This window comes from Bradyrhizobium sp. CCBAU 51627 (assembly GCF_028128765.1).
In the GTDB taxonomy this organism is placed as follows: Bacteria; Pseudomonadota; Alphaproteobacteria; order Rhizobiales; family Xanthobacteraceae; genus Bradyrhizobium.
Genome location: NZ_LBJG01000012.1, coordinates 25,801 through 37,378, shown reverse-complemented (window position 1 = coordinate 37,378; position 11,578 = coordinate 25,801). Strand labels below are relative to the sequence as shown.

9 protein-coding genes are annotated in these 11,578 nt (G+C 65.6%); 1 reads left to right on the top strand and 8 read right to left on the bottom strand.

Annotated elements, in window-relative coordinates:
- Positions 1-59: 59 nt before the first annotated feature.
- The 7 genes from XH88_RS06935 to XH88_RS06905 all read right to left on the bottom strand — a co-directional run bounded on the left by XH88_RS06935 (position 60) and on the right by XH88_RS06905 (position 9,238).
- On the bottom strand, positions 60-713 hold the full coding sequence (locus XH88_RS06935; protein ID WP_271614664.1) for a response regulator: 654 nt from the start codon (positions 711-713) through the stop codon (positions 60-62).
- Complete coding sequence (locus XH88_RS06930) at positions 710-4,261, bottom strand: hybrid sensor histidine kinase/response regulator (RefSeq protein WP_271614772.1); 3,552 nt, start codon at positions 4,259-4,261, stop codon at positions 710-712. The genes XH88_RS06935 and XH88_RS06930 overlap by 4 nt, the downstream gene beginning before the upstream one ends.
- Before the next feature lie 237 nt (positions 4,262-4,498).
- Complete coding sequence (mctP, locus tag XH88_RS06925) at positions 4,499-5,989, bottom strand: monocarboxylate uptake permease MctP (RefSeq protein ID WP_271614663.1); 1,491 nt, start codon at positions 5,987-5,989, stop codon at positions 4,499-4,501.
- A complete protein-coding gene (locus XH88_RS06920) occupies positions 5,979-6,155 on the bottom strand; it encodes a DUF3311 domain-containing protein (protein ID WP_027552712.1) in 177 nt (58 codons plus the stop codon). Before XH88_RS06920 ends, mctP begins: the two co-directional genes overlap by 11 nt.
- Before the next feature lie 272 nt (positions 6,156-6,427).
- A complete protein-coding gene (locus XH88_RS06915; RefSeq protein ID WP_271614662.1) occupies positions 6,428-7,303 on the bottom strand; it encodes an MlaD family protein in 876 nt (291 codons plus the stop codon).
- Positions 7,304-7,319: 16 nt separating this feature from the next.
- A complete protein-coding gene (locus XH88_RS06910) occupies positions 7,320-8,102 on the bottom strand; it encodes an ABC transporter ATP-binding protein (RefSeq protein WP_209957084.1) in 783 nt (260 codons plus the stop codon).
- Between the two features lie 2 nt (positions 8,103-8,104).
- Positions 8,105-9,238 (bottom strand): MlaE family ABC transporter permease, encoded by a 1,134-nt coding sequence (locus tag XH88_RS06905; RefSeq protein WP_271614661.1) that lies wholly within the window; start codon positions 9,236-9,238, stop codon positions 8,105-8,107.
- A 134-nt stretch (positions 9,239-9,372) separates the two neighbouring features.
- On the opposite strand from XH88_RS06905, the gene dgcA reads away from it, so the two are divergent.
- Positions 9,373-10,368: an N-acetyl-D-Glu racemase DgcA gene (gene dgcA / locus XH88_RS06900; protein ID WP_271614660.1), complete on the top strand. Its 996-nt coding sequence runs from the start codon at positions 9,373-9,375 to the stop codon at positions 10,366-10,368.
- Here dgcA and XH88_RS06895 read toward each other — a convergent pair.
- Complete coding sequence (locus tag XH88_RS06895; protein ID WP_271614659.1) at positions 10,338-11,534, bottom strand: MFS transporter; 1,197 nt, start codon at positions 11,532-11,534, stop codon at positions 10,338-10,340. The genes dgcA and XH88_RS06895 overlap by 31 nt on opposite strands.
- Between the last annotated feature and the right edge of the window lie 44 nt (positions 11,535-11,578).

Genomic DNA, 11,578 nt, shown 5'->3' with positions numbered 1-11,578 from the left:
AACAATGAGATGAAAACGGAGGCCTCACGGTCTCCGTTTTTGTTTTTGACCGTGCGAAATCAGGTTCCGCTTGGCTGTCCGAACGAGAGCCGCTCGGCGAGGACGGCAGCCTGGGTCCGCGACCCGACACCGAGCTTGCGCAGGATTGTCGAGACGTGTCCTTTCACGGTCTGCTCGGCGATGTCGAGTTCGCCGGCGATCTGCTTGTTGAGCTTGCCCTCGACGATCATCGCGAGAATGCGCAGCTGCTGCGCCGACAGCGAGGCCATGCGGGCGGCGAGCTCGACATCGGCACTCTGGATCGAGCCGCGGCCGCCGACATTGGGCGGCATCCAGATTTCGCCGGCGAGGATCTTCGTGATCGCATCCGCCATCTCGGGCAGGCCAAGCGATTTCGGGATGTAGCCGGAGGCGCCATAGGCGATGGCGCGGCGGATCGTGGCGGCATCCTGTCGCGCCGAGATGATCGCAACCGGCACGGTCGGGAATTGCGCCGACAGAATGAACAGTGCGGCAAATCCCTGGATACCCGGCATGGTCAGATCCCACAGGATCAGGTCGATCTCGTCCGACCGTGCCGAGAGAACGCTCACCGCTTCGTCGAGCGACTGGCAGGCGATGATGTCGAGATCGGGCAGCACGGTCGATAGCGCACTGCGGAGCGCGGCCTGCACCAGCGGATGATCATCGCCGATAAGGATGCGCATCGTCACGCCGGGGAAGCTCCCTGTTTGGTCCCGAACTGCCGGCTCAAGGCTTCGCCGCCGAGGAAGCGCCGCAGCGCCGCCGGCTTGACCGGCTTGGACAGGACCTCGCAGCCGCGCGCACGCGCGGCTGTCCGGACCGCCTCGCTGCGATCGCCGGTGACGACCAGCGCGCAGACGCCGCGTCCCGACTTCTGCACGAGATCGTCGAGAAAGTCCAAGCCCGTGCGCTGTCCATCGAGATGATAATCGACCAGCACGACGTCGGGCGGGCTTGCCGCTGCCGAAGCCATCGCGCCGGCGCCATCGGTTGCAACCAGCACACGATGACCCCAGCCGCCGAGCAGCGCCGCCAGGCCGTCCAGGATCGACGCATCATTGTCCAGACACAGGATCGTCAGCGCTCGCTCCGTCATCGCTGGCGCCGTGGCCGCCGCCTTGCGCTGGAGCGGCGTTCCCGGTCCGTGCGCGCGCGGCACCGTGACGGCAAAGCATGAGCCGCGTCCAGGCCGCGAACGGACATCGACGGGATGACCCAGCAGCCGCGAGACGCGATCGACGATCGCAAGCCCCAGGCCCAGCCCCTTCTCCGACCCGGGCGCCAGGCGCTGGAACTCCTCGAAGATTCGCTCCTGATCCGCGGCGGCGATGCCGATGCCGGTATCCCAGACCTCGATGCGCAGATCGCCGTCGCGCCGCCGGCAGCCGAGCAGGATGCGTCCCTTCGGCGTGTAGCGCAGCGCATTCGACAGCAGGTTTTGAAGAATGCGTCGCAACAGATGCGGGTCGCTGCGCACCGTGAGAGAGCAATCGACGACGCGGAGCACCAGCCCGCGTTCGCGCGCCATCGCCGAGAATTCCACGTTCAGCTGAACGAGAAGTTCCGCGATCGGGAAGTCGAATGGCTGGGCCCGAACGGCACCGGCGTCGTAGGAGGAGATGTCGAGCAGCCTGTCGAGCACATGCTCGGTCGAGCGCAACGCCGTGATGGCGCTGCCGGCAAGCATTCTCTCCTTCTCGGCGTCGTCTGCATGTGAAGAGGCATGCAGGCTCTCGTCGAGCGCCGACATGAACAGACGTGCCGCGTTCAGCGGCTGCAGAAGGTCATGGCTCGCCGCCGCCAGGAAGCGGGTCTTGCCGAGATTGGCCTGCTCGGCCTCCGCCTTCGCCTGCTCCAGCGCCTCGGTCCGCTCGCGGACGCGAAGCTCAAGGTCCTCATTGGCGCGCCGCAAGGCTTCCGCGGCGCGATGACGCTCGGTCACGTCGGTGTAGGTCGAGACATACCCGCCCTCAGCGGCGCGGTCGTAGACGATCTCGAGCACCGTGCCGTCCGGCCGCTTGCGCTCGTACAGATAGGGCCAGCTCTGGGTCGCGACGTCGCGATTGACCAGGAGCGCGGCAAATTCGGACGCGGCATATTCGCCGCGCTCGACGTTGAAGGCAATGACCTCCGCGAGCGGAAGGCCGACGCGCACGAAATCCGGCGGCAGGTCGAGCAGCGCGATGAATCGCCCGTTCCAGGCCGTGATGTTGAAATCGGCGTCGAAGGCGCAGATGCCCTGCGGCACGCTCTCGAGCGTGCTCTGCAGGAGACTGCGATTGAAGCGCAAGGCTTCCGAAGCCTCGTCCAGCATCGCCATCGCCGCCCGTCGCGACAGCGAGTGCCCTTCAAGTGACGCCGCGATCACCACGCGCGCCGATGCCGCACCAATCGCGCCGGCAAGGAGGTTCTCGGTGAAGCGGATCGAATCGAGGTCGACCAGGCCGGACGGATCGAGGCGCGGCCCGGTGCCCGACATGCGCGCCGCGAGATAGCCGTCGAAGGCTGCCTCGCCGCGCTCCGCACCGACAAAGCGTCGCGCCAGTGCGCGGAGATCGTCGAGCCGCACAACCACGCGCGAGGACAGTTTCGGCACGGTGTCGCGGACGACACCATCGGCGAATGCCGCCGCCTGGTTGCGCTCGACGGTCGTTTGTCCCCCCAGCAACGAGAACAGGACGAAACAGACGAGGTTCGCGGCAAGGCTCCACAGCGTCGCATGCGAGATCGGATCGAGCCCTTCGAGGCCGAACAGCGCGTTCGGCTTGAGGACAGCGAGCTGCCCCGGGCCGTGGCGAACGATGTCCTCGAAGGCGGGCCAGAGCGGTGCCGCCGAGGGCAGCAGCAGCGTATAGGCCCAGATGAAAAATCCGGCCGCGATCCCGACCGAGGCGCCGATCTTGTTGGCACGCTGCCAGAACAGCCCTCCGACGAACGCCGGGCCGAATTGCGCGACCGCGACGAACGACAACAGGCCGATTACGGTGAGCGGATAGGCCTGGTTGACCAGGCGGTGCATCAGATAGGCCAGCAGCAGGATGCCGAGGATCGAGAGCCTGCGCACCGTCATCAGCACCGAGGTCACCGGCCGGCTTTGCGCACGCAGGCCGAAGAAGCGCGAGCGCAGCAGCAGCGGCATGATGACGTCGTTGCAGAGCATGGTGCTCAGCGCGACGGAGGTCATGATCACCATGCCGGTCGCGGCCGACAGCCCGCCCAGGAAGGCGATCAGGCTGATCGTGCTCGCATCCGCCGCAATCGGCAGCGAGATGACGTAGGTGTCGGGGTCCATCATCGCACCGAACCTCGTCAGTCCGGCGGCCGCGATCGGCAGGATCAGCAGGCTGAACAACGCAAGATAGGCAGGATAAAGCCACGCCGCGGTGCGCGTGTGACTCGGGCTCTCGTTCTCGACGACCGCGACGTGAAACGCCTGCGGCAAGCAAAGAAAAGCAATCGCCGAGATGACGATCGTCGAGGGCCAGACCGGCTGGGTCGGATCGAAGGCCAGGATACCAGCCAGTTGCGGATCGGAGGAGAACTGGGACAGCAGCCCAGCCGGTCCTCCCGACAGGCCGAACAGCACGAACAGCGCGACGACGAGGAATGCGACCAGCTTGACGATGCTCTCGAAGGCGATCGCGAGCATCAAACCGCGATGATGCTCGCTGGCATGGACATGGCGCACGCCGAAGACGATCGCGAACAGCGCCATCGACGCGGCGACGCCGAAGGCCGAGTCCTGCCAGAACTGCAGCGCCTCGCCGCCCGCGCGCTCCGGCTGGAGGATCAGATAGTCGAAGCTCTTGCCGACGGCCTTGAGCTGAAGCGCGATATAGGGGAGCACGCCAAGCAGCGAGGCGAGCGTCACGAAAGCCGCAAGCACCTGGCTCTTGCCGTAGCGTGCGGCGATGAAGTCGGCAATCGAGGTGACGTTCTGCGCCTTCGCGATCGCGATCACCTTGGACAGCAGCGGCTGGCCGAACAGCAGTACCAGCGTCGGGCCGATGTAGATCGTCGCGAAGTCCAGCCCGCTGGTGGCCGCGCGGCCGACCGATCCGTAGAAGCTCCACGAGGTGTTGTAGACCGCAAGCGTCAGGCAGTAGCTCACTGCGGCCGCCCAGGATCGTGGCGACACCAGCGGTCCGTCCACGCTCCGTCGATCGCCCCACCAGGCAACCAGGAACAGCGTGGTCACATAACCGGCCGCGACCGCGAGAACGAACCACGCCTGCACGACATCCTCACTCGACACCGATCCGGCTACCACGAACGGGGCCGGAACGCGGCGGATACTAGAGCCTTTTCCGGCGAAGTGGACACCGGTTCGAGCAAAGAAAACGCGTCAAAACAAGAATCCAGAGCTTTCCGTTCCAATTCGATCGGAACGGAAAGCTCTGGAAGCGTTTCAATCGTGCGGAAGGCAGGTTTGGGATCGGCGGCCGGATGTCCGGCCGCCGATCAACACTTGAGGTCAGGCCGCCTCGCGCGACAGTCGGGCCTGCGGCAGCGCCTTGAGCAGAAGGTTGACCGCAACTGCGACCACGATGTTGAGGACGAGCGCCAGCAGTCCGGTGTAGATCGCGACCTTGCCGGCGCCGAAGTCGATGCCGTGCAGCGGCTTCAGTCCGTCCGACCAGGCGAGCCACGATCCACCTGCCAAGCCGACGGCCCAGCCGATCAACAGCGCCGTGCTGGAAAACCAGTTCAGATAGAGCCCGAACACCAGCGCCGGCAGCGTCTGCAGGATCCAGAGGCCCCCAAGCAGCTGCAGGTCGAGTGCGAACTGCGTCGGCATCAGGAGGATGGCGAGCAGCGCGCCGACCTTCACAAGCATGGAGGTGATCTTGGCGACCTTCGCTTCACCCGCCGGCGTCACCTTCGGATCGACCCACACCTTCCAGAAGTTGCGGGTGAACAGATTGGCCGCGCCGATGCTCATGACAGCCGCCGGCACCAGCGCGCCGATCGCGATCGCCGCGAACGCAAAGCCTGCGAACCAGCTTGGGAACAGCGTCTTGAACAGTTCCGGCACGACGTCGTTGTTGCTCGCGAGCTTGAGCCCGGCGGCATGACCCATGTAGCCGAGCAGCGCAAGCAGGCCGAGCAGCAGCGTGTAGGCCGGCAGCAGCATCGCATTCTTGCGGATGGTGTTGCCGCCTGATGAGGCGAAAATGCCGGTCAGCGTATGCGGATACATGAAGGCCGCCAGCGCCGAGCCCAGCGCCAGCGAGGCGTAGGGCACGATCTGCGCCGGCGACAGCAGGATTCCGCCCGAACCTTTCGCCGAAAACGCTGCATCCGCCGCCGTGAAGATCGCGCCATAACCGCCGAGCTTGGACGGCACGATGGCGACTGCGGCGATCACCACGATGTAGATCATGACATCCTTGACGAAGGCGATCAGCGCCGGCGCGCGCAGGCCCGACGAGTAGGTGTAGAGCGCCAGCACCAGGAAGGCGAGAACGAGCGGCACCTCGCCGCTCAGCCCGAGCGCCTTGATCGCCACTTCCATGCCGATGAGCTGGAGCGCGATGTAGGGCATGGTCGCCAGCACGCCGGTCGCAGCAACGGCCAGCTCGAGCCCGCGCGAACCATAGGCGCCGCGCACGACGTCGCCTGCGGTGACGTAGCCGCGCTCCTTGGCGACCTTCCACAACACCGGCATCACCGCGAAGACGAAGGGATAGACGATGATGGTGTAGGGCAGCGCGAAGAAGCCGTAGGCGCCGACCGCATAGACCAGCGCGGGCACGGCGATCACGGTGTAGGCGGTATAGAAGTCGCCGCCGACCAGGAACCAGGTGATCCAGGTCCCGAACTTGCGGCCACCGAGGCCCCACTCGTCGAGATGGGCGAGCGTCTCCGGCTTGCGCCAGCGCGCAGCGACGAAGCCCATGCCGGTGACCAGGATGAACAGAGCGAGGAATACGGCAAACGCCGCGCTATCGACATTAGTCAGCACGGCGCACGCTCCTGTAGACGATGTAGGTGAGCAGCGAGGTCAGCGGCACCCAGGCGAGCTGATACCAGTAGAAGAACGGAAAGCCGAACAGATGCGGCTCGCGGATATTGTAGAACGGCACGATCATCAGGCCGATGAACGGCAACAGCAGCAGCAAACGTATCACGCTCTCTCCTCCCCTGTGAGTGAAGTCGGCGCGCTCTTCGTGAAGCGCGCCTTGAGCGCGATATAGCGGACAACGCCCGCCGCCCCTCCCCCTACCTTGGCTCGGCCAGACCCCCATACTTTCGTATCGTCAGAGCTGCGTCGTCATTGCGAGGAGCCCGCGACAAGATTGCGTAGCAATTTTGTCGCGGCGCGATGAAGCAACCCAGAAATGCCTCTACGGAGGCAGCCTGGATAGCTTCGCTTGCTCGCAATGACGGAGGAGACGGACGCCTATTGCCTTCGGCTGGTCGCGGCCGGGGCCGGCCTCGGCGGCTCGGGCGCGGGCGCCGGCTGCGACGAGTTGCTGGCGCCGAACAGCACGCGGGTCGGGTTGCGATCGAAATTGTTCACGGCGCGGCTGATGTCGCCGAGCGTGCGACGACCGTCGGTCATCAGCGCACCGGAGCGCTTGTCGAAATCTTCGGCCAGTTCACGGATCGATTTCACCGTCAGGAACAGCTCGCCGCCGTCCTTGCCGCCGGCAAGCGTATTGAGGCCGAGCATCAGGTTGTCAGCCTTGAGCATCACGCCGTCGACCTTGGCCATCACGCCGTCGATCTTCTCGGAGTTGCGGGCGAGCGAGTTGGTGAAGGTCTCCAGATTCTTCAGCGAGTTCTTCACCGACTCCTGATTGTCGGCAACGATCTTGTTGATGTTCTGCAGCGTGCCGCGGATCGCTTCGGTGACGTCCTGGAGCCTGTTCGGATCGGCCATCAGCGTCGGAATGCCGTCCTCGTCGAGCGGCGGCGGCGGCGCGGCCTCGTCGCCGCCCTTGAGCGAGATTGCGGCAACGCCGGTCAGCCCCTGGAATTCGAGACCGACCAGGGTGTCCTTGCGAAGCGGGGTGTTGTTCTCGACCATGGCGAGTGCGACAACCCGTCGCGGATTGTCGAGCTTCACCGAGACCACCTCGCCCACCCGGATACCGTTGAAGTTGACGCTGCCGCCGTTGCGCAGGCCCGCCGCAGGGCCCTCGAACACGACGCGCAGGGGGCTGCGCAGCTTGGTGGTGTGCAGCGACTGGAACCAGAGCACGAAGCCGATCGCGGCCGCGATCACCGCCAGCGTGAAGGATCCGATCAGTACGTAACTCGCCCGCGTTTCCATCAGGTGCTCCGGCTACTCAACTCATCACCGCGCGGGCGCGCTTGCCGTGGAAATACTGCCTCAGCCAGGGATGCTGCGAGGCCTGCATGTCGGCGATCGACCCTGCCGCAATGATCTTACCGTTCCCTAAAACGGCGATGCGGTCGCAAGCTGTGTAAAGGCTGTCGAGGTCGTGAGTTACCATGAAAACGGTCAGTCCCAAAGTGCGCTGCAGCGTCCGGACCAGTTCGTCGAAATCGCCGGCGCCGATCGGATCGAGGCCGGAGGTCGGCTCGTCCAGGAAGACGAGGTCGGGATCGAGCGACAGCGCGCGTGCGAGCGCGACGCGCTTGATCATGCCGCCGGAGAGTTCCGAGGGGAAACGCTCGGCGACCTCAGGCTTGAGGCCGACCATGGCCAGCTTGGCCATGGTGATCTCGTCCATCAGCCGCTGCGAGACGCGCAGATATTCGCGCATCGGAAACTGGATGTTCTGCCGCACGGTGAGCGAGGAGAACAGCGCGCCCTGCTGGAACAGCACGCCCCAGCGCCGCTCGACATTGCGGCGCTGCGACGTGCTGGAGGAATCGAGATCGACGCCGAACACTTCGATGGAGCCCGCGACCTTCGGCACGAGGCCGATGATGGTGCGCGTCAGCACCGATTTGCCCGCGCCGGAGGGGCCGACGAAGCCGAGGATCTCGCCGCGCTTGACGTCCAGGTTGAGTCCGTCCAGCACGCGCGTCGATCCGAACTGCACGGTGATGTCGCGGACGCGGATGATGGGATTTTGAATCGCGTCTTGGGTTTCCTGCGCCATCGTCACATTCCAATCGAGGCGAAGAAGATGGCGAACACGCCGTCCATGACGATGACGAAGAAGATGCCCTTCACCACTGACGCGGTCGTGTGCTGTCCGAGCGATTCCGCGCTGCCCTGTACGGCAAGGCCTTCGACGCAGGCGACGATGCCGATCACCGCGGCCATCACGGGCGCTTTCACCATGCCGACGATGAAATGATCGATCGAGATGGCATCGCGCAGGCGCAGCAAAAACGCTTCGGGATCGACGCCACCATAGAGCCAGGCGACCAGGCCGCCGCCGTAGAGCGCGGCCATGGCGCCGAGAAAGGCGAGGATCGGCAGCGCCAGCACCAGCGCCAGCATGCGCGGCAGCACCAGCACCTCGATCGGGTCGAAGCCCATGGTGCGCAGCGCGTCGATCTCCTCGCGCATCTTCATCGAGCCGAGCTCGGCGGTGTAGGCGCTCCCCGAGCGGCCCGCGACCATGATCGCGACCAGGAGCACGCCGATCTCGCGCAGCACGAGCACGCCGAGCATGTCGACCACGAAGATGTCAGCGCCGAACCTCCGGAAATGGAAAATGCCCTGTTGCGCGATGATGCAGCCGATCAGGAAGGTGATCAGCACGATGATCGGCACCGCGCGCCAGCAGACCTGCTCCATGTGATGCACGGTCGAGGTCAGGCGGAACGAGCGTGGATGGATCAGCACCCGACCGACCGCGGCGAGCACCGCGCCGAGCATATCGACGAGGCCGGCCACCGTGCCGGCGAGGCCCACAACGGTGCGGCCGATCTGCTCCAGCATGCCGGTGATGGTGATCGTGGAGGTCTCGATCACGGGGGTCGCCCTGACACGGCGCACCTCGTCGACGAGGCTCGAATAATTCGCGGACAGCCCGGCGATCTGCGCCTCCACGGGCCCTTGCGTCAGGCTGCGACGCAGCCGTTCGATCAGCCAGGCGCCGAAGGTATCGAGCTTGGCGACTTCGGAAACGTCGATGAAAATGCTTTGGGGACCGCCGGCGAGCTTCTCGGCGTCAGCCACCATCCGCTCCAGCACCGGCGCGAAGCTCGCGGTCCAGGTTCCGGTGGCGCAGAGGGCCAGCGCATTGCCTTTGGCAATCCGTTCCAGCTTGGGATCGCCGTTCAAGATGTCCGCTCCCGTCCCGGGGCGGAGAAAATCAGATCGTTGCGCACGCGCCCTTACCCGGAAAAGGTATCCCCAACTGGTTAATGTTAGTTGCTACAGGTAACCAGCAGGTTCAGATTTCGCCAGAGTTCAAAATGACTTCCAGCAATGTTCCCGTCCTCACGGTGCGAATCGAGCGGTTTCCGATTGCCGGCAGTTTCACGATCAGCCGGGGCGCCAAGACGGAAGCCGTGACCATTGTGGCCGAAGTGAGCCAGAATGGGCTGACCGGCCGCGGCGAATGCGTGCCCTATCCCCGCTATGGCGAGACCCCCGAGGCGACGCTGGCCGCGATCAAGGCCATGCAGGCGGCCGTGGCAGGCGGGCTGACGCGGCAGGCCCTCCAGGCTGCCATGCCCCCCGGAGCCGCTCGCAATGCGCTGGATTGCGCCCTGATCGATCTCGACGCCAAGGCGGCCGGCCGGCGGGCCTGGAGCTTGCTCGACCGCCAGTTTCCGGGGGAGCGCACCACCGCCTACACGATCTCGCTGGGCACGGCGGAGGCGATGGCGGTGGCGACCGCCAAGGCGGCGCACCGGCCGCTGCTCAAGATCAAGCTCGGCGGGGACGGCGACGGCGAGCGGATCGCGGCGGTGCGCAGGGAGGCCCCCGAATCCGAACTGATCGTGGACGCCAACGAGGCCTGGACCGAGGCCAATCTGGAGCAGAACCTCGCCGCTTGCGCCGCCGCCGGCGTCACCCTGGTGGAGCAGCCGCTGCCATCAAGCCAGGACGAGGCGCTGGCGCGGATCAAGCGGCCACTCGCAGTCTGCGCCGACGAGAGCGTGCATGACCGCAGCTCGCTGGCGCCGCTCCGCGACCGCTACGACGCCGTCAACATCAAGCTCGACAAGACCGGCGGCCTCACCGAGGCGCTGGCCATGGCCGATGCCGCCCAGGCGCTCGGCTTCGAGATCATGGTCGGCTGCATGGTTGCGACCTCGCTGTCGATGGCGCCCGCGATGCTGGTGACGCCGCAGGCGCGCTTCGTCGATCTCGACGGCCCCTTGCTGCTCGCGCGCGATCGCGATCATGGGCTGCGTTACGATGGCAGCCTGGTCTATCCGCCCGATGCCTCGCTCTGGGGCTGAGCGATCAGCCGATGCCGCGCCGACCAGATCACCAGCGCACCGGCCGCGGCCATCGCCGCCATGACGTAATACAGGCTGTCGCCGATGCGGGCGTAGATCGCGCCTGAGGCGATCGAGGTCACCGCGCCCAACAATCCGCTGCATGCGGCGAGGTAGCCCTGCCCGCGCGCGACTTGATGCGACGGCACGCGCTGCACCAGCAGTTTCATGGTGCCGACGACCGTCATCCCGAAAGTGAGGCCGTGACCGAGTTGAGCGAGCGCGAGCAGCGCCAGCGGCGGCTCGTTCGCCGTGACAATCCAGCGCAGCACGGCGCCTAAGCCCCCGATCGCCATCAGCGTGGATGGATGCAGCGAGAAGCGCGGCGACAGCGCGAAGACGATGATCTCGGCGATCACGCCCAGCGTCCACAGCCCCGCGATCGTCAGCCCGCCCAGACCATGGAGCTGCCAGTTGATGGCCGAGAACGTGTAATAGGCGACATGGCTGCCCTGGATCAGCGCAGCCGACGCAATCACCGCCCAGAAGCCGCCATCGCGCAGCAAGGCTTTGCCGGCCTGCGTCCCCGTCGTCTTGCGCCTGACCTCGTCGAGCGGCCGCAGCAGCAGGCTGGCGAGCACCGCAATCACGGCCCATGCCACGATGATCCAGATCAGGTCACGCGCGGCGATGATGTCGACGAGATAGCCGCAGGCGAGCGAGCCGGCGGCGAAGGCCGCCGAGCCCCATAGCCGCAAGGGCCCATAGTCGAGCCCGTAGCGCGCGACGCCGCGAAGCGCATAGGCATCGGTGAGCGGCGTCGTCGGCGTCCACATGATGCAGGTGAGCGCGTAGATCACAAACAGCGCCAGCGGCTGATGCTGCAGGCCGATAGCCGCAAAGCCGATCGCGGTCGCCAGCACCGAGATCATCATGCCGGCGCGAATCGCCCGTCGCCTTTCGGCGAAGGCGGTGATCTGCGGCAATGTGGTGAAGCGCGTCAGCGCCGGTAGCGCATTGATGAGGCCGATCCAGGACGCGTCGATGCCGATCGCCTTGAGCCAAACCGGGAAGAATGGCAGATGCGTGCCCGATACCGCGAACACAGCCGAATAGAACAGCGCAAGACTCACGGCGAATCGCCGTTTGACCGATGCTGGTGTGGAGATTTGTGATTCGGGTGGCATCAAACCAATTGCGATTCGGTCGATATCGTGGTGATCGTTACAGT

What these genes read in the sequence shown, in the direction of transcription:
- XH88_RS06915 (WP_271614662.1), bottom strand. Translation starts at nt 7,303, where the DNA reads ATGGAAACGCGGGCGAGTTACGTACTGATCGGATCCTTCACGCTGGCG.
- XH88_RS06910 (WP_209957084.1), bottom strand. Translation starts at nt 8,102, where the DNA reads ATGGCGCAGGAAACCCAAGACGCGATTCAAAATCCCATCATCCGCGTC.
- dgcA (WP_271614660.1), top strand. Translation starts at nt 9,373, where the DNA reads ATGACTTCCAGCAATGTTCCCGTCCTCACGGTGCGAATCGAGCGGTTT.
- XH88_RS06895 (WP_271614659.1), bottom strand. Translation starts at nt 11,534, where the DNA reads ATGCCACCCGAATCACAAATCTCCACACCAGCATCGGTCAAACGGCGA.